This window comes from Mesorhizobium sp. B2-5-7 (assembly GCF_006440875.1).
Classification (GTDB): Bacteria; Pseudomonadota; Alphaproteobacteria; order Rhizobiales; family Rhizobiaceae; genus Mesorhizobium; species Mesorhizobium australicum.
The window spans coordinates 802,649-820,453 of sequence record NZ_VFUO01000002.1; the positions used below are offsets into that span (position 1 = coordinate 802,649).

At 63.3% G+C, this 17,805-nt stretch carries 22 protein-coding genes; 8 read left to right on the forward strand and 14 right to left on the reverse strand.

The window, feature by feature from the left end:
* Nucleotides 1-84 precede the first annotated feature (84 nt).
* The 5 genes from FJ543_RS11365 to FJ543_RS11385 form a co-directional block, all read right to left on the reverse strand.
* Entirely contained in the window at nt 85-1,074 is a 990-nt protein-coding gene (locus tag FJ543_RS11365; protein ID WP_140875104.1) for an MDR family oxidoreductase, read from the reverse strand.
* Nucleotides 1,075-1,127: 53 nt separating this feature from the next.
* Nucleotides 1,128-1,625, reverse strand: a complete 498-nt coding sequence (gene lspA, locus FJ543_RS11370) for a signal peptidase II (protein WP_140875106.1) — start codon at nt 1,623-1,625, stop codon at nt 1,128-1,130.
* 13 nt (nt 1,626-1,638) lie between these two features.
* A complete protein-coding gene (locus FJ543_RS11375; protein ID WP_015315708.1) occupies nt 1,639-2,496 on the reverse strand; it encodes an RNA methyltransferase in 858 nt (285 codons plus the stop codon).
* 1 nt (nt 2,497) lies between these two features.
* Complete coding sequence (locus FJ543_RS11380) at nt 2,498-3,580, reverse strand: class I SAM-dependent rRNA methyltransferase (RefSeq protein ID WP_140875108.1); 1,083 nt, start codon at nt 3,578-3,580, stop codon at nt 2,498-2,500.
* Between the two features lie 126 nt (nt 3,581-3,706).
* Complete coding sequence (locus tag FJ543_RS11385; protein ID WP_140875110.1) at nt 3,707-4,195, reverse strand: DUF1772 domain-containing protein; 489 nt, start codon at nt 4,193-4,195, stop codon at nt 3,707-3,709.
* 149 nt (nt 4,196-4,344) lie between these two features.
* Here FJ543_RS11385 and FJ543_RS11390 point away from each other — a divergent pair, with 149 nt between their 5' ends.
* Entirely contained in the window at nt 4,345-4,782 is a 438-nt protein-coding gene (locus tag FJ543_RS11390) for an EVE domain-containing protein (RefSeq protein ID WP_140875111.1), read from the forward strand.
* Here FJ543_RS11390 and FJ543_RS11395 read toward each other — a convergent pair.
* The 4 genes from FJ543_RS11395 to sppA form a co-directional block, all read right to left on the reverse strand.
* On the reverse strand, nt 4,772-5,737 hold the full coding sequence (locus FJ543_RS11395) for an ornithine cyclodeaminase family protein (protein WP_140618875.1): 966 nt from the start codon (nt 5,735-5,737) through the stop codon (nt 4,772-4,774). The genes FJ543_RS11390 and FJ543_RS11395 overlap by 11 nt on opposite strands.
* Before the next feature lie 85 nt (nt 5,738-5,822).
* Complete coding sequence (locus tag FJ543_RS11400) at nt 5,823-6,131, reverse strand: DUF1049 domain-containing protein (RefSeq protein ID WP_140875113.1); 309 nt, start codon at nt 6,129-6,131, stop codon at nt 5,823-5,825.
* 50 nt (nt 6,132-6,181) lie between these two features.
* The gene (locus FJ543_RS11405; RefSeq protein ID WP_006200394.1) at nt 6,182-6,466 is read right to left on the reverse strand and encodes an integration host factor subunit beta; all 285 of its coding nucleotides are present in this window, start codon (nt 6,464-6,466) and stop codon (nt 6,182-6,184) included.
* A 79-nt stretch (nt 6,467-6,545) separates the two neighbouring features.
* A complete protein-coding gene (sppA, locus tag FJ543_RS11410) occupies nt 6,546-7,502 on the reverse strand; it encodes a signal peptide peptidase SppA (protein WP_140713206.1) in 957 nt (318 codons plus the stop codon).
* Nucleotides 7,503-7,855: 353 nt separating this feature from the next.
* Between sppA and lptC the strand changes: the two genes are divergently transcribed.
* From lptC to ptsN, 6 genes are all read left to right on the forward strand, one after another.
* Nucleotides 7,856-8,569 (forward strand): LPS export ABC transporter periplasmic protein LptC, encoded by a 714-nt coding sequence (lptC, locus tag FJ543_RS11415; RefSeq protein ID WP_140875115.1) that lies wholly within the window; start codon nt 7,856-7,858, stop codon nt 8,567-8,569.
* On the forward strand, nt 8,556-9,149 hold the full coding sequence (locus FJ543_RS11420; RefSeq protein WP_015315716.1) for an LptA/OstA family protein: 594 nt from the start codon (nt 8,556-8,558) through the stop codon (nt 9,147-9,149). The genes lptC and FJ543_RS11420 overlap by 14 nt, the downstream gene beginning before the upstream one ends.
* Nucleotides 9,149-9,961 carry an LPS export ABC transporter ATP-binding protein gene (lptB, locus tag FJ543_RS11425; protein WP_015315717.1) on the forward strand — a complete coding sequence of 271 codons (813 nt, stop codon included), beginning with the start codon at nt 9,149-9,151 and terminating at the stop codon, nt 9,959-9,961. The genes FJ543_RS11420 and lptB overlap by 1 nt, the downstream gene beginning before the upstream one ends.
* 200 nt (nt 9,962-10,161) lie before the next feature.
* Nucleotides 10,162-11,685: an RNA polymerase factor sigma-54 gene (gene rpoN / locus FJ543_RS11430; RefSeq protein WP_140721166.1), complete on the forward strand. Its 1,524-nt coding sequence runs from the start codon at nt 10,162-10,164 to the stop codon at nt 11,683-11,685.
* Nucleotides 11,686-11,949: 264 nt separating this feature from the next.
* A complete protein-coding gene (raiA, locus tag FJ543_RS11435) occupies nt 11,950-12,534 on the forward strand; it encodes a ribosome-associated translation inhibitor RaiA (RefSeq protein ID WP_015315719.1) in 585 nt (194 codons plus the stop codon).
* A gap of 57 nt (nt 12,535-12,591) precedes the next feature.
* On the forward strand, nt 12,592-13,056 hold the full coding sequence (gene ptsN, locus FJ543_RS11440) for a PTS IIA-like nitrogen regulatory protein PtsN (RefSeq protein WP_015315720.1): 465 nt from the start codon (nt 12,592-12,594) through the stop codon (nt 13,054-13,056).
* Nucleotides 13,057-13,127: 71 nt separating this feature from the next.
* Here the strand turns inward: ptsN and FJ543_RS11445 are convergent, their stop codons facing one another.
* On the reverse strand, nt 13,128-13,385 hold the full coding sequence (locus FJ543_RS11445; protein ID WP_015315721.1) for a DUF1150 family protein: 258 nt from the start codon (nt 13,383-13,385) through the stop codon (nt 13,128-13,130).
* A gap of 64 nt (nt 13,386-13,449) precedes the next feature.
* The gene (locus FJ543_RS11450) at nt 13,450-13,875 is read right to left on the reverse strand and encodes an Hsp20 family protein (protein ID WP_013893014.1); all 426 of its coding nucleotides are present in this window, start codon (nt 13,873-13,875) and stop codon (nt 13,450-13,452) included.
* Between the two features lie 333 nt (nt 13,876-14,208).
* Here FJ543_RS11450 and FJ543_RS11455 point away from each other — a divergent pair, with 333 nt between their 5' ends.
* A complete protein-coding gene (locus tag FJ543_RS11455) occupies nt 14,209-15,153 on the forward strand; it encodes a nucleoside hydrolase (protein ID WP_015315722.1) in 945 nt (314 codons plus the stop codon).
* A gap of 45 nt (nt 15,154-15,198) precedes the next feature.
* Here FJ543_RS11455 and FJ543_RS11460 read toward each other — a convergent pair whose 3' ends face one another.
* The 3 genes from FJ543_RS11460 to FJ543_RS11470 form a co-directional block, all read right to left on the reverse strand.
* Complete coding sequence (locus FJ543_RS11460) at nt 15,199-15,606, reverse strand: hypothetical protein (protein ID WP_181173958.1); 408 nt, start codon at nt 15,604-15,606, stop codon at nt 15,199-15,201.
* A gap of 48 nt (nt 15,607-15,654) precedes the next feature.
* Complete coding sequence (locus FJ543_RS11465) at nt 15,655-16,269, reverse strand: LysE family translocator (RefSeq protein WP_140875117.1); 615 nt, start codon at nt 16,267-16,269, stop codon at nt 15,655-15,657.
* Between the two features lie 90 nt (nt 16,270-16,359).
* Nucleotides 16,360-17,805 (reverse strand): amidase, encoded by a 1,446-nt coding sequence (locus FJ543_RS11470; RefSeq protein WP_140875119.1) that lies wholly within the window; start codon nt 17,803-17,805, stop codon nt 16,360-16,362.

Consider the following 17,805-nt stretch of genomic DNA (forward strand, 5'->3'; position numbering starts at 1 on the left):
GGATCGGGCGTTTTTGGCCCGGCGGCGACGGATTTGCCAGCCAATGTGGCAATTCCGCCCGGCGCCTGCCACCCCTGAACCGGGTCACATGTCGACGACGACGCGGCCGCGGATCTTGCCGTCGACGATGTCGTGTGCCGCACCGATGATGCCGTCGAAGCCGATGGTCGTGGACAGGCTGGCGAGCTTGTCCACATCGAGATCGGAGCCGATGCGCCGCCAGGCCTCGAGGCGCACGGCTTTCGGCGCCATCACCGAATCGATGCCGAGCAGGGAGACGCCGCGCAGGATGAAGGGGGCGACACTCGACGGAAAATCCATGCCGCCGGCCAGGCCGCAGGCCGCGACCGCGCCGCCATAGGAGGTCATCGACAGCACATTGGCCAGCGTGTGGCTGCCGACCGAATCGATGCCGCCGGCCCAGCGCTCCTTGGCCAACGGCTTGGCGGGCTGGTTGAGCTCGTCGCGCGATATCACCTCGGCGGCGCCGAGGTTGATCAGATAGGGGCTTTCGGCGTTGCGGCCGGTCGACGCGATGACATGGTAGCCGAGGCTGGACAGGATCGAGACCGCGACCGAACCGACGCCGCCCGCAGCACCCGTCACCACGACAGGTCCGCGCTCAGGCAGGATGCCGTGCCGCTCCAGCGCCATGACGCAGAGCATGGCCGTGTAGCCGGCGGTGCCGACCGCCATGGCATCATGCGCGCTCATGCCCTCCGGCAGGGGCACCAGCCAGTCGCCCTTGACGCGGGCGCGCCCGGCATAGGCGCCGAAATGGGTTTCGCCAACGCCCCAGCCATTCAGGATGACCTTGTCGCCCTTGCGCCAGTCGGGATTGGAAGAGGAGATGACGGTCCCGGCAAGGTCGATGCCCGGCACCAGCGGCCATCGACGGATCACCGGCGCCTTGCCCGATATCGCCAGTCCATCCTTGTAGTTCACCGTCGTTGCCTCGACCGCGATGGTGACGTCGCCCTCCATCAGATCGGCGTCGGTGAGATCGGTCACGGCGACCGACTGCTTTTTCTCGGCATCGCGCGAGACGAGGATGGCTTTGAAGGTTTCGGTCATCTTTTTCTCCGCGAACTTGCTCGGCGTGACTGTGCGGCGATGGCCGCGCGGGGTCAATCCTCGGAAGGCTTGGCGTTCGGAGGCGTGGGTTCATGCCGCCAGCCGATGAGTTCGTCGAAGACGACCAGGGCCGCGCCCACCGAAATGAAGGCGTCGGCAAGGTTGAAGACGGCGAAGGACCAGACCGGCGTGTGGAACAGGATGTAATCGATGACGTGGCTATGGACGGCGCGGTCGATCAGATTGCCCAGCGCGCCGCCGATGATCAGGGCAAAGCCGGTGCGGGCGATGACATGGCCCGATGGCGTGCGCGTGGCGAGGTAAAGCACGAAAGCGACGACCAGCACCGCGATGACAACCAGGCCGATGTCGCCGAAGGAGGAGAACATCGAGAAGGCGATGCCGGTGTTGTAGGTGCGGAACAGCGCCAGGAAGGGCAGGAGGTCGAGCTTTTCCTGGAAGGGCAGTCCGGCTTCGACCAGTGTCTTTATCCACTGGTCGAGCGCGATGGCCACGATGACGAGCAGCGCGTAGGGAGACCATGATTTCACGATTGGGCAACCCTCATTGCTGGTCCGAAATTGGTTCGAGCTTCAGCGCGCCGCGCCGGATCTCGAACAGCATGATGCCGGTGGCGACCGCGAGATTGAGCGAATCGGCACGGCCCGCCTGCGGAATCCTGAGCAGCCTGTCGCAGCTTGCCGCCAGGCTTTCGGGCAGGCCCTGCTGCTCATTGCCCATCATCAGCAGCACCGGCCCGCGGGAAAAATCGACCGAGCGGTAGTCGACCGCGCCTTTCAGATGCGTGCCGGCAACCAGCCCTGAAAAGCCGCCGCGCCAGGCAAGGAATGCCTCCGTCGTTGCCTTGGCCACCGGTATGGCGAAGATCGACCCCATGGTGGCGCGCACCGTTTCCACTGAAAACGGATCGGTGGTGTCGCCGACCAGGATGACGCCCTTGGCGCCGACGGCATCGACGGTGCGGATGACGGTGCCGAGATTGCCGGGATCGCGCACCCGGTCGAGCGCCACCCAGACATCGCCATTGTCGGCACGGATGTCCTTCAGGGCCAGGAATTTCTGCGAGAAGACGCCGACCACCATTTGCGGATTGTCGCGGCGGGTGATGGCGACAAGCACCTTTTCCGATACTTCGAGCACGGTGCCGCCGGCGGCGACCGTGCGTGCCGCGACCTTTTCCACGGCCGCGTTGCCGCGTCCGGCCTTGGCGAAAACCAACGTCCTGATCTGCCAGCCCAAGTCGAGCGCATCGATGACCAGCTTCAGCCCCTCGGCCATGAAGGCGTTCTGCTGGTCGCGGAATTTCTTCAAGGCAAGAGCCTTGATGTCCTTGACCAGCGGATTGGCAAGGCTGGTGACTTCCTTCACCTGACCGGGCGCGCCGGCATGCCGTTCGTTCATGTCAGGCCACCCAGCGCGAAAACAGTGACGTCGAAAGCGCCCGGCCGGCGGACTTTTCACGGATGATCAGCTCACCCGATTCAACCCTGCCGCCCATGCCGGCAAAAGTGTCGCGCATGAGAGCATGGATGGCGAAGAAGGAGGCGCGGATCGAATAGGCGGTCAGCACCACGGCAAGCGGTTTCGGGGTCAGGATCGATCGGCAGAGATCGGTCAATGCCGGCAGGTCCTCGAATAACTGCCAGACCTCGCCCTTGGGGCCGCGGCCATAGGCGGGCGGATCAAACAAAACGATGTCATAGCGGCTGCCGCGGCGCTCCTCGCGCTCGGCGAATTTCACCGCGTCTTCGACGATCCAGCGGATCGGCTTGTTGCCAAGTCCTGATATCTCCTGGTTTTCGCGAGCCCAGCCGATCGCCTTCTTCGAGGCGTCGACATGGGTGACCTCAGCGCCGGCGCGCGCCGCCACCAGCGAGGCAAGGCCGGTATAGCCGAACAGGTTGAGTACCTTGACTGGCCGCCTGGCGGCCGCGATCAGCCCGGCCATATGGTCCCAGTGCGACGCCTGCTCGGGAAAGACGCCGACATGGCGAAACGAGGTGAAGCGGCCGAGATAGTCGATGCCGTCATGCTTCATCGGCCAGGTTTCGCCGAGCGGCGTCCTGGGAAAACGCCAGCGGCCGATGCCTTCCTCGTCGGTGTCGCCGGTGAAGATCGCGTCGGCACGCTCCCAGTCCCTGGCCGGCAGAGCCTTCTGCCAGATCGCCTGGCCCTCGGGCCGCACGATGCGATAGGGTCCATATTGTTCAAGCTTTTGTCCAGCGCCGCTGTCGAGCAGCGCGTAATCCGCGTTGGGTGCCACTTCGAGGATTACCGGAAGTTGCTCAGCGGGCAGGACGCCGCCGCGACGGGCAAGGTTGCGGGGCGTGGATTTCGGTGCGGGCTGGTCCGGCTTCAGGTCTTGCCGCGGCCTGACCTCCGGCCTGGCCACGCCGCGGCCTTCCGGTGGACGCGATTGCGCGGCTTCGCCTTTACCCGGCTGGTGCGGGCGGCCGTCGCGGCGTTTGTCGCGAAAAGACTTCAAGAGACAGCTTCTCCGGCGGTTCGGCCCGCTTCTGCCACAGCTATGCCCATCGGCGCAACAAACCCGCGCGACATTGCGATAGCAACGATTGGAGCAGTTGCGGCGATTGGGGCGATTGCGGATGGCTTAGCCGCCACGCCCGATCGAAAGCAGTGCGACAACCAGCGAAACGAAGCCGGCAGCCTTGGCCGCCGTGACGGCCATGTGGCCGGTTTCCCAGCGCAGCCGTATGGCTTCGAAATTGTCTGGAATTGGCCCTGGCACCCAGGTGGCGAGAATTTTATTGGCCGGTTTGACGAGAACGAACCAAAGCACGAGGGATAGCGCATAGAGCAAGGTGGCGGCGAGTGCGAACCAGAACGCCGGCCGATCCTGGCGCAGCAGCCACGCCAGCAGTCCCGGGCAGATGATTGCCGCGATATCCAGCGGCGCGCCAATGATTGCGAAGAGCAGGAACTGGCCGTTGAAAACGGTGGCCTCGCGCCAAAGCGCCGGGGACCATCGGGTGAGCCGGGGCGCCGATTCCAGAACGTGGGCGAAAGACGGCCCGAGGCTGAGCGCGGCGACCATGGTGGCCAAGACAGACCAGAACAGCAGGAAGCCATATAGTCGCATGACGCAACAACGGTTCCCGGCCGAAGCCGTTCCGAACGGCCGCACTTGCCATTGCCGCGGCCCCAGCCCTATCGTTTGGCGCTCCGGCACTGCGGGCCGATTAGCGGGCAAGCGTTGGCCGACGGACAACTGGCCAATTAGGAACAGAAATGAGCGCGTATTGGATCGCCGTGGCGTCGGCCGAACATGTCCGGCGCGGCCGCAAGGGCGGCTTCATGCAGGTCAACCATGGCAAGGCGGCACCGCTGCGCCGCGTCAGGCCCGGTGATAGCATCGTCTATTATTCGCCGACCACGGTTTTGGGGGAGAAAGACGGTCTGCAGGCGTTCACGGCGATCGGCATGGTGCGGGAAGGAGAGCCCTATCAAGGCGACATGGGCGGCGGCTTCACGCCGTTCCGTCGCGATGTCGACTGGGCGCAGGCACAGGAAACGCCCATCAAGCCATTGCTTGAGAGGCTGGAGTTCACCTCAGGCAAATCGAACTGGGGTTACCCGTTGCGCTTTGGCTTGTTCCCTATCAGCGTGGCAGACTTCGCTTTGATCGCGGAGACGATGGGCGCCAAACTCGCCTCGACTAGCCCCTGAGCGCCTTGTAGACGGCAATGCCGGCGGCCAAGTCCTCCAGCGCGGCACCGACCGACTTGAACAGCGTAATCTCGTCCGGGCTGCCGCGACCTTCCTTTTGGCCGCGCGCCAGTTCGTGCAGGTCGGCGACGATGGCTTGTGGTTTCAGCACGCCTGAGGCCAGTGGCTGGACGATGTCGCCGGCTTCCTTGGTGGCGCCGGCGCGGGTGTCGACATAGACGCGGGCGCGCATGACCGCGTCGTCATCGCTTTCGCGCATCGCAGGCGTAAAGCCGCCGACCAGGTCGACATGGGTTCCCGGCCGCAGCAACGTGCCCTTGATCAGCGGCGTGGTGGTGATTGTCGCCGAGGAGACGATGTCGGCCTGGCCAAGCTCGGCATCGAGATCGGTCGCGGCGCTGGCCGCGAAGCCCTCGGCGCGCAGATCGGCCGCGACTTTCTCGGCGTTGGCCGGGGTGCGGTTCCAGATGCGGATGGTCTTGATTGGCCGCACGGCGCTGTGCGCCTTGGCCAGGAAGGGCGACAGCGCGCCGGCGCCGACCACGAGCAGCCGCGAGGCATCGTCGCGGGCGAGATAGGACGCCGCGAGGGCCGAGGCGCACGCCGTGCGCCACTGCGTCAGCCGCTGGCCGTCGATCAGGGCTTCCGGCTCGCCGGTGCTGCCATCGAGCAGGAGATAGAGCCCCATCACGGCGGGCTTGCCGACGGCGTTGTTGTCGGGAGAGACGGTGACGATCTTGACGCCGATATGGCCGCCGGCGGAACGGCCCGCGGCGTGAAAATCGGTCCATGCGGGCATCAGCAGCAAGGTCGACGCCGCGCCGTCAGGCCTTTCGACCGTGTGATGATGCCTGACCGGCTGCACCGCGCCCTCGCGAAATGCCGTGCGCAACGTCTCGACCAGTCCAGGAAAGGTCAGCGCACGATCGACCTCAGCGGCCGAAATGGTCAGCATGAAAAGCTCCGTGAAAAGAAACGCGCCGACCTGCGGCTCAATTGGTCGGCTTCGGCAACGCCGACCCTTGGGCCGACCCTTGGGCTCACGCCTGCGGCACCGAGGGCGTGCGGCTGACTGCCTGGCGCAGGTTTTCGGCCTCGACACCGCGCTGGCGCGCCAGTTTGCGGTAGTGGCCCTGCTTCACCCATGTCGCCAGGCTGCCGACGACCATGCCGATGGCGAGCGCCAGGAACAGGAAGATGAACAGCGGCAAGGTGAGCGTCAGCTTCGGATTTCCGGGATTGAACGGGTCCAGCGTGAAGGCGACGAGTTCGCGGTTGGCGACTGCCAAAGCGATCAGGATGGTCGCCAGGGGCACGAAGACCACGATGAGTATGAAGCGATTGAGCATGATGTTTTCCGTCGCAAGCGGGCCGATAAGGCCGTCCAGCGCTGACGCGCCTACTTGCCGCCGTTCAGCCTTTCACGCAACTCCTTGCCGGTCTTGAAGAACGGCACCCATTTCTCCTCGACCTCGACGGATTCGCCGGTGCGCGGGTTGCGGCCGGTGCGGGCAGGTCGGTTCTTCACCGAAAAAGCGCCGAAACCGCGCAATTCGACCCGGTTGCCCTCGGCAAGCGCGTCGGTGATTTCATCGAAGATCGCGCCGACGATGTTTTCGACGTCGCGCAGGAAAAGATGCGGATTGCGCGTGGCAATAATCTGCACAAGCTCGGACTTGATCATCAGACGGGTCCCCGTGAAAGCAGTTCGGCCAAAATTATCAGGATGATTTTATTTGCTTTTTTAGCTGTCCCAACGCGTCTCAAGGGTGCCAGACGGAAACGAGACCGTCAAGAAACAAGCGGTCGGCGCCAAGTTCATGGATCACGTCGCCGCCGGAGTCCGGCAGGCCGAGCGCGCCGGCGATCGTGCGTGCCATCGCCTTCGAGAACAGGAAACCGCCGCGCCGTTCCGTGTCCTTCCACTCGACCACCTTGAGCTTGGCATCGACACCCTTGGTCGCCAGCCAGTCGATCGCCACGGACTCGCCGCCGACGGCGTCGATCAGCCCGTTGGCAACACCCTGGCGGCCAGTGAAGATCGAACCGTCGGCCAGCGCCAGCGCCTGTTCGTGGGTCATCTTGCGACGTTCGGCGACGATGCCGACGAACCAGTCGTAGCTGTCCAGAATGAGCTTGCGGACCATGGCGCGCTCGTCGTCATTGGTCGGCTTGAAGGGCGAGGGTGAGGCTTTCAGCGGCGAGGACTTGACCTCCTCCAGCTTGACGCCGAGCTTGTCCATCAGGCCGCTGACGTCGGGATACTGGATCAGCACGCCGATCGAGCCGACGATCGAGGTCTTGCGGGCGACAATATGGTCGGCGGCACTGGCGATCATGTAACCCGCCGACGCGGCGAGCGTGCCGACCTCGGCCACGACAGGCTTGTCGGCGGCCAGCTTGCGCACCTCCTCGTAGATCGATTCCCCGCCGACGGTGGTGCCGCCAGGAGAATCGACCACAAGGATCACGCCTTTTACTTTCGGCGACTGGCGAATAGCCTCCAGCCGCTTGATCAGTTCGTCGTCCTCGGTGATGGTGCCTTCGATCCTGACCTTGGCGATGTGGTCGACGGCGGAGCCGCCGAAATCGTCGCCATAGAACCAGGCCGACACCGCAATCACCCCGAGCGCCACGATGCCGAAGGCCGCGACACGCCAGAAAGTCAGCTTGCGCCGCAAGCGGCGGCGGTCGATCAGGTCGTCGGCTCTCAATGCCATCGTCAGCCTCACAGTCATCGGGAAGAGACGCTTTTAGACCATGATGTCTTGATCGGGAAGCAGTTCCGTTCCGCACATGGCGCGGCAATCCGCGCGCGGCGGTCCGTGTTGTCTGTTTTGTGACTGGCCTGTGCGGGCGACGCAAGGTAAGTGGGAAGAACTTCGGTGGTGAAAAAAGACGCAAGGGCGTCTATTTCTGCTATGAAGCACTGGCTGTTGCGCTGACCCGGGTTTCGTTTGTGCACGGCAGCTGTCACATTTTTGCGGTTTTCGTCGGCTTGTGCTTGCGCGAGGGCGCTGGCGTCCCACCTATAGGCGGTGCTCCCGGGGCAGGGTTTTAGAAGAAAGCAGTCATGTTAGCGCGACCGAATGAACCGACCAGCCCGGAGACGGAGTTGGCTCCCCCGGCGGATGACTGGACGCGGGGCGAAGCTTTCGACCGCGCCCAGCGTCATTCACGCCGCGTGCGCGTACTCAAATTCGCCGTGCCCTTGGCCGCGGCATTGATCGCCGTCGCCTTCCCAGTCTATTCCTACCTCGCCGCGCCCGTTTCCGTCGCGGTGCAGGCCGAAGGCACCGCCTTCTCGAACGGTAAGCTGGTGATGGCCAATCCCAAACTCAATGGTTTCACCAAGCAGAAGCAGCCCTATTCGATGACGGCGCTGCGCGCCATCCAGGATGTGAGCGCGCAAGGCATCATCGAACTCGAAGGCATCGACGCCAAGGTGCCGATCGCCCCCGACAATGTCGCGGCGATTAAAGCCTCGCGCGGTACCTACGATCGCGACGGCAATACGATGAAGCTGAACAGCGACGTCACCATCAGCACCACCGACGGCATGCAGGCCAAGTTCAAATCCGTCTTCCTCGACATGGGCAAAGGCACTATGAAGACGGATGATCCCGTCGATGTCAGCCGTGGCGGGTCGCAGATCAGGGCGGATTCGATGTCGGTCCAGGACAATGGCAAGATCCTGGTGTTCGAGAACAAGGTTCGTGTCAACATCGATCCCGCCGTTCTGAAGGCGGCTGAGGCAAAGGGCGAAGAAGCGAATGTGGCTCAATAATTCGACACGGCTTGCGGCCGCAACTTCGGCGCTGTTCCTGCTCAGCCTGGCGCCGTCGCTGGCGCAGTCGGGAGCGGCCAGCCAGGTGTCGGGTCTCAAACTGGCCGGCGACAAGCCGATCCAGATCGAAAGCGACAAGCTGGAAGTCCACCAGGCCGACAGCGTCGCGATCTTCACCGGCAATGTCACCGTCGTCCAGGGGCCGACGCTGATGAAGGCCGGCAAGATGATGGTCTACTACGTCAAGGACCCCAATGCGGGCGCCAAGGGCGCCGAAGCCGCCGGGGCGGCAGCCATGACCGGCTCGGCCAACATCGATCACCTGGAGATCTCCGACAAGGTCTACATCAAGTCGGATCAGCAGGTCGCGACCGGCGATCAGGGCAGTTTCGACATGAAGAGCCAGGTGCTGGTGCTTTCGGGCAAAAAGGTCGTCCTTTCGCAAAACGACAATGTGCTGGTCGGCTGCAAGCTCACCGTGCAGATGAAAACCGGGCTGGCCCAGGTCGATCCATGTGCTGGGCAGCGTGTGCAGATGTCGATCACGCCGCCGCCGAAATCGGGAGCGACGAACCCCTGATGGTCAGCCTGTCGTCGCTGACGGCACGTCTTCCGGGACGGGCCGCAGGTAAGCTTTCGGCGCCGGCCACGGTCGACAAGGCGAAGTTCAAGGGAACCTTGATCGCCAAGGGTCTGACCAAGAGCTACAAGGGCCGCAAGGTCGTCAGCGGCGTCACGCTTGGCGTGCGCGCAGGCGAGGCCGTCGGGCTGCTCGGCCCCAACGGCGCCGGCAAGACGACCTGTTTCTACATGGTCACCGGCCTGGTGCCGGTGGATGAAGGCACGATCGAGATCGACGGCTTCGACGTCACCTCGATGCCGATGTATCGTCGCGCGCGCCTCGGCATCGGCTATCTGCCTCAGGAGGCCTCGATCTTTCGCGGGCTCAATGTCGAGCAGAACATCCGCGCCGTGCTCGAAGTGGTCGAAAAGGATCGCAAGGTCCGCGAGCGCAACCTCGACGAACTGCTTGAGGAATTTCACATCAGCCATCTGCGCAAGGCGCCATCCATGTCGCTCTCGGGCGGCGAAAGGCGGCGCCTGGAAATCGCGCGCGCGCTGGCGACGCGCCCGGCCTACATGCTGCTCGACGAGCCCTTCGCCGGCATCGATCCGATCGCCGTCGCCGATATCCAGCAATTGGTGCGTCACCTGACGGCGCGCGGCATCGGGGTCCTCATCACCGACCACAATGTGCGTGAGACGCTCGGCCTGATCGACCGCGCCTACATCATCCACGCCGGCCAGGTGCTCACTCATGGCCGCGCCGACGAAGTGGTGGCAAATCCCGACGTGCGGCGGCTTTATCTCGGCGAGGGTTTTACGCTCTGAGCGTGAAATTTGTTTTCTGATACGATTTTTTGCGCGCCGGCGACCTGTTTTCCGCGATTTTGCTCCGGGATAACGCTCCGGTAAGCGGGTTTTGCTAGGCTTTGCCTTGACAAGCAAAAGCCGGGCCAGTTTCTATGGCCGGCCGTGAAATTGATTTCCGGAAGTTGGGGACGCGTAGAGGAGGCGTTTGAAACCGAACCATGGCATTGGCGGCCAAACTACAGCTCCGACAGTCGCAGTCGCTGGTGATGACGCCGCAGCTGATGCAGTCGATTCGGCTGCTGCAGTTCACCCATACCGAGTTAGAGCACTTCATCGACGAGGAGATCGAGCGCAACCCGCTTCTGGAGCGCGCCGAGCCGCAGGATGATGCCGCGAGCGACCAGGCGCAGAAGCTCGACGTAGAGCCGCAAGCGGCCGCCGATGGTGACTGGTTCGAGAACGAGGTGGGATGGAGTGCCGAGGCCATCTCGGAAAAGCTCGATACGTCCCTGGAAAACCTGTTTCCCGACGATCCCGGCACCAGCGAGCGATTGGGCCCCGACCTGACGGCGCAATGGAAATCGGCTTCGGGCAGTGGAGGCTCCTCGTCCGAGGGGCTCGACGCCGGCGACATGGCTGCGAGCGGGATCACGCTGCGCGACCATGTCGGCGAGCAGGTCGCGCTCGCCTTCATCGATCCCGTCGCGCGGCTGATCGCCGGAGAACTTGCCGATGGGCTCGACGAGACCGGCTATGTCAGGGCCGATCTGGCGGAGATCGCCACGCGGCTTGGCACCGACGAGGTGGCGGTGGGCAAGGTGCTGGCCGTGTGCCAGACCTTCGAGCCGGCCGGCCTGTTTGCCCGCGACCTCGCGGAATGCCTTTCGCTGCAGCTTGCCGTGCGTGACCGTCTCGATCCGGCCATGAAGGCCCTGGTCGCCAATCTCGAACTGCTGGCGCGCCGCGATTTCCAGACGCTGAAGCGGCTCTGCGGCGTCGACGAGGAGGATTTGCTGGACATGCTGGCCGAAATCCGGGCGCTCGACCCGCGGCCGGGCATGGCGTTTTCTGGCGGCGCCAGCGATGCGATCGTCGCCGATGTCGAGGTGCGGGCGGCCAATGACGGCAGCTGGACCGTCGAACTCAATGCCGAAACGCTGCCGCGCGTGCTCGTCGACCACATCTATTTCGCCCAGGTGTCGCCGCACGCGAAGAACCAGGCGGAAAAGGATTTCCTGGCCGAGTGCCTGCAGAACGCCAACTGGCTGACACGGAGCCTCGACCAGCGGGCCAAGACGATCCTCAAAGTGGCCTCGGAAATCGTGCGCCAGCAGGACGCCTTCCTGGTCCATGGCGTGCGCCAGCTGAAGCCACTCAACCTGCGCACGGTGGCAGACGCCATCGGCATGCACGAATCGACGGTCAGCCGGGTGACCGCCAACAAATACATGCTCACCCCGCGCGGCGTGTTCGAGCTGCGCTATTTCTTCACGGCCTCGATCGCGGCATCGGGTGGTGGCGATGCGCATTCCTCGGAAGCGGTGCGTGATCGCATCAAGCAAATGATCGACGAGGAGAAGCCCGTCGATGTGCTGTCGGACGATGCTATTGTCGACATGCTCAGGGAAAGCGGCGTCGATATCGCCCGGCGCACGGTCGCCAAGTACCGGGAAGGCATGAATATTCCCTCCTCGGTACAGCGCCGGCGCGAGAAACGGGCGCTCGCCAGCGCCGGCCGCTAGGCGTTCACGATTTCCACAGCTTTCAAGTTTCATTGACAAGCCACGGTGAAGTGGCTAGAAGCCCGCCCGCATGAGACGGGCTCGATGCCCGCTAGCGGATGGTCCGTCACGACAATGACCCGGGACGGTCAAGAAGGCGGCTTGTGATCAACCGGAAAGTTCGGATTTAAATCGGCGCGAGTGACGCCGCAAAGCTTGTGCGCACGGATCACGAGTATAAACTCGGGCCAGTTTGAAGCCTGAGCAAGGAAGGTCAGTTTTCAGATGAATCTGCGCATTTCGGGAAAGCACATGGATATCGGCGATGCGTTCCGTACACGCATCAACGATCGTGTCGGTGAAGCGATCGGCAAATATTTCGATCGCGGCTTCGCGGGGCATGTCACCGTCATCAAATCGGGCTCGCGCTATTCCGCGGATTGCATGATCCGGCTGGATTCCGGCGCCTCGCTGCAGGCCACCGGCGATGCCCAGGACCCGACACTCGCCTTCGAGGCCGCGGCCGATCGGCTGGAGACCCGGCTTCGGCGATACAAGCGCCGTCTGAAATCGCACAATTCAGGCAATGGCAACGGCGAGTTGACCGACATCGCTTACACGGTGATGGCACCGCTTGCCGATGACGATGAGGAAATCCCGGAGGATTTCGCACCGGCCATCGTCGCCGAATCGACCATGACGCTGAAGACCATGTCGGTGGCCTCGGCGGTCATCGAACTCGATACCAAGGACAGTCCCGTGCTTGTTTTCCGCAATGCCGGAACCGACCATCTCAACATCGTCTATCGCCGGCCCGACGGAAACATCGGCTGGATCGATCCGTCCACGACCAAAGTCGCACAGGGATAAAAGCCAGCCGCACGAGGGGTGGGGACTGGCGCGGCAGGCGAACAAGGATTTTCAAGCATGGATCTGAGCGATCTTATCAGCGTTCCGGCGATTTTGCCGGCGTTGAAGGCGAACTCCAAGAAGCAGCTACTGCAATTGCTGTCCGAGCGGGCAGCGACGATTTCGGGCATTCCGGAACGGGAGGTGTTCGACACCATCCTGCAGCGCGAGCGCCTGGGCTCGACCGGCGTCGGCAACGGCATCGCCATCCCGCACGGCAAGCTCGCCGGCGTGAAGCGCATCGCCGGCGTTTTCGCCCGGCTGGAGACGCCGGTCGATTTCGAATCGCTGGATGACCAGCCGGTCGATCTGGTGTTCCTGCTGCTGGCGCCCGAAGGGGCGGGTGCCGATCATCTCAAGGCACTGTCGCGCATCGCGCGCGTGCTGCGCGACGCCGACACCGTGGCCAAGGTCAGGGGCACGCGCGACGCCGCGGCGATCCATGCGCTTTTGTCGGATACGCAGGCCTCGCACGCGGCCTGAAGCCATCTTTTTAAATATTGTACCAAGGGCCGCCATGAGCGGCCCTTTTCAGTTCAGCCAACCAATTGTCTTTAATGAATGGCGACGGTGGTCAGGTCGTTTTCCATGGCGCCGGCCAGCGCGCGGTCACGCGCGTCGGAAAGCAGGATCGGCTGGCCATTGGCCCCAAACAGGGCCCACAGCTCCATGCCGGGAGCGATTTCACCGATGTTGGGGAAGCGGCCGAGCAGTTCGTCGCTCGAGACCTTGCGCAGATAGGCGACAGAGCCTTCGCCGAGATGGGCGAATTCGCCGCTGGTCATGGTGATGGTTTCGTCAGTTCTGGTCATTTCAAGCCTCCTTGGCGCGAGGACGCCGCTCAAGGCCATCCCGCATGAGAGCCATCGGTGAAGATCAGTCTTTCACCGATATGTTTATTTTCCGTACCAGCCGTTCCGACTCCGGCCGATCAAGGTCGATCGACAAAAGGCCGTTCTTCAGCTCCGCCGCGATCACACGCATGCCGTCGGCCAGCACGAAGCAGCGCTGGAACTGGCGTGCGGCAATGCCGCGATGAAGGAATTCGCGCTCGGTATCGTCGGTCTGGCGACCGCGCACGACCAACTGGTTTTCCTCCGTTGTCACATCGAGATCGCTTTCGGCGAACCCGGCGACGGCGAGTGTAATGCGCAGCCTTTCGGCCTTGCCGTCGGCACCGCTCAGGCGCTCGATGTTGTAGGGAGGGTAGCTGTCACCGGACTTCGCCAGACGCTCCAGGGTCTTTTCCATGGCGTCGAAACCCAGGAGAAGCGGGCTGGAGAAAGGCGTCATTCGGCTCATGTTACACTGTCCTCTCAAGAGCGACATAAACTGGAAAAACCCAAATGGCATTTTTCCCGATGGTCTTGATATGGTCCGCCCCGCGACCAAGTTCAAGCCACCAAAAGACCCGCCCAAGGAGACCATGTCGCGGACCCACGGAAATAGCCCAGGATCATCGTGGACTCACAGGAATAATCGACATGGCGCTTGAATCGACGCGCGGATGCAAGGAGAAGCGCGCAGGCCGGAACCGTCCCCCGTCAAGCGGTTCAGCAGCTTTGCAGCCGGTTGGCGTCTTTCGGGCGCAGGACCGGCCCGGTGAGCTGATGGCCAGCCAAACAAGGAATTGAAATGCCCCAACCACGCAAGATCATCATCGACACCGATCCCGGCCAGGACGACGCCATCGCCATTCTGCTGGCGCTTGGCAGTCCTGAACTGGAGATCGCCGGCATATCGGCCGTCGCCGGCAACGTGCCGCTGAAGCTCACCGAAAAGAACGCCCGCAAGATTTGCGAACTGGCCGGCCGGCCCGAAATCAAGGTCTACGCCGGCGCCATCCGTCCGTTGGCGCGCGAACTAGTCACGGCCGAGGAGGTCCATGGCAAGACCGGCTTGAACGGACCGGATTTGCCCGAACCGACAATGAAGCTGCAGGACCAGTATGCCGTCGATTTCATCGTCGAGACGCTGATGAAGGAAGAGAGCGGCACCATCACGCTCTGCCCGCTCGGACCGCTCACCAATGTTGCGCTGGCGCTGATCCGAGAGCCCCGGATTGCGCCGCGCATCAAGGAAATCGTGCTGATGGGCGGTGGCTTCTTCGAGGGCGGCAACGTCACGCCCACGGCCGAATTCAACATCTATGTCGATCCGCATGCCGCCGACGTCGTCTTCCGGTCCGGCATCCCGATCGTGATGATGCCGCTCGATGTCACCCACAAGGCGCTGACCACGTCCAAGCGCATCGAGGCGTTCCGCAAGCTCGGCACCAAGGTCGGCATCGCCGCCGCCGAGATGTTGGAATTCTTCGAGCGCTATGACGAAGGCAAATACGGCACGGATGGAGGGCCGCTGCACGACCCCTGCGTCATCGCCTATCTCCTGAAGCCCGACCTGTTCAAAGGCCGCCATTGCAACGTCACCGTGGAAACCGCCTCCGAACTGACCATGGGCATGACCGTGGTCGACTGGTGGGGGGTCACCTCCAGGGAAAAGAACGCCATGGTGATGCGCGACATCGACCATGATGGGTTTTTCGCGCTGCTGGTGGAAAGGCTGGGGCGGCTTAACTGACGTTTGGAATCGCCGACAAGCGCGCGGTGTCACCGGCGCGCGTTGTCACCCATTGAGCAATCGATAGGTGTCGACGCCGCGCTTGTGGTGTTGACGTTCAATAGGAACGAGTGAGCCAACAAGATGCGGTCGCTCGACGTCGTCGTCGATCGAAATCCGCGTGTTGCCGTCATCAAGGCGCACGTCGTAGGTGTAGTATAGATTGTGACCTACCATGGCATACGGGCTGACAGGTTTCACTCTGATGTATTCTACCACGGCCATCACGCGTTGAGTGGTGACGACCGGATTGGCCTGGAGCCCTACAACCGCAATGGATTTCATCAGTGCAAAGGCGCAAAAGAAAGCGGTGCCGATCACTGCGTCGCTGTACTCGTATTGCCAAATAAGCAAGCGATCCCGAAAGGAAACGTTTGATTTGCGCATAGTGAAGAGTTGTGCAGCAGCGTACAATTCTTCAATATGTCTCCGCAAAAATTTATGGAGAAGGCGCTTTCGCCGTTACTTTGCCTTCGAAAACGCCAGCCACAGGCCGCCGCCGACCATGAAGCTGCCGCTGATCCGCGACAGGAGCTTGATGCGGCTGGCTGACAGCATGCGCCCGGCGCGGCCGGCGGCGAGCGCATAGGTCGAGTCCGACATGGCGGCGAAGATCATGGCGGTCAGGCCCATGATGACGATCTGCAGTGGGTAGTTGCCGGCGGGAGAGATGAACTGCGGAAAGAAGGCGCCGAAGAAGATCAGCGTCTTTGGATTGCTCAGCGCCACGGCCAAGCCCTGCAGGAAGAAGCCGCCGCGTGGTTTGCGGGCGGTTCCGTCGGCGTTCAGCGTGCCCTTCGAGCGGAACATCTGCACGCCCATCCAGATCAGGTAGGCCGCGCCGATCAGCCTGACCCACTCGAACCAGTGGCCCATGCCCGAAATCAGCGTGTTGAGGCCGATGCCGACGATGACGATCATGACTGCTAGGCCGGCTTGCGTGCCGACGACGTTGGCGAGGCCGGCGCGGGAGCCGTGGCGGATGCTGTTGGCGATGATCAGGGTCACCGTCGGCCCAGGCACCAGGATGATCACGATGCAGGCAAGAACATAGGCGGCGTAGAGTTCCAGCGACATGATTTTCCTCGCAATGCCGCCATCGCGGCCTAGCATGCAACAATCAATGCATGACGGCGAGGACGACGCAAGCCGGCGCGCCGGTCTGGCTCAGGCTCCGGCGGGCCAGGGCAGCGTCGTCTCATAGGCAGCCGCAGCCTTCAGCACGGCGAGGTCGCCGCGTGGCCTGCCGACCAGCTGCATGCCCATCGGCCGGCCCCTGTCGTCGAAGCCGACGGGAACATTGACCGCCGGGCAACCGCCCAGGGTGGCGAAGGCCGAAACCTGCATCCAGCGATGATAGCTGTCCATTGCCCGCCCCCCGACCTCGCGCGGCCAATGGGTGCCGACATCGAACGGAAAGACCTGCGCAGTCGGCAGCGCGATGAGGTCGAAGCGGTCGAAGATCGACAGCAGCGTGCGGTACCAGGAGGTTCGGACGACCGAGGCCGCGCGTATCTGCGGCGCCGTCAGCCGCATCGCGTTTTCCACTTCCCATACGGCTTCCGGCTTCAGCAGGCCACGCCTGGCGGGGTCGTCATAGTGTACTTTCAGGGCGCAGCCGCTGCTGGCCTGGCGCAGCGTCACGAAGGCCTGCCAGAGTGTCTCGAAATCGAAATCCGGTCGCAAGGGCTCGGTCAGGAAAGATACATCCGTGAACCGTGCGAGTGCTGCCTCGCATAAGTCGAGGATGCCGGGCTCGATCGGCAGATGGCCGCCGAGATCGCCGAGCCAGGCGATACGGCCACCGGTCGCCGCCGTCGCCAGGCCTTCGAGGAAGGAGCCTTGCTTCTCATAGGAGAGAGGCGCCTGCGGATGGTAGCCGGCCTGCACGTCGAGCAAGAGCGCCATGTCGGCGACGTTGCGGCCCATCGGCCCCTCGACGCCCATCTGCGCGTGGAAGACCTCGAAGTCGGGACCGCTGGGCACGAGCCCCTGTGACGGCCGGAAACCGTAGACGTTGTTCCAGGCCGCCGGGTTGCGCAGCGAGCCGCCGAAGTCGCTGCCATCGGCGATGGGCACCATGTCCAACGCCAGCGCCACCGCCGCTCCGCCGCTCGAGCCGCCGGCGGTCAGCGCCGGATCGAAAGCGTTCAGCGTCGGCCCGAAAACATTGTTGTAGGTGTTGGAGCCGAGCCCGAATTCGGGAACGTTGGTCTTGCCGATGATGATGGCGCCGGCGTCGCGGATGCGTTCGACGAAGAAATCGTCTTCCCGCGGCACGAAATCGGCGAAGATCGGCGAGCCGAACGAGGTCCTGAGGCCGGTGGTCGAGGCAAGGTCCTTGATGGCGATGGGTAGGCCAAAGAGCGCGCCGGTGCCATCGGTCCGGCTGATATCGGCGGCATCGGCCTCGCGCTGTATGTCGGCACGGTCGCGCAACGAGACGATGGCGTTGACCAGCGGGTTGACCGCATCGATGCGATCGAGGAACGCCGTCACCACCTCGCGCACGGAGAGCTTCTTCCGGCGGATCGCACCGGCAAGTTCGACAGCCGACAGGCGGCAGATGTCGCTGGCCGCCGGTACGGCATGCTTCGTGCGGGGACGCATCAT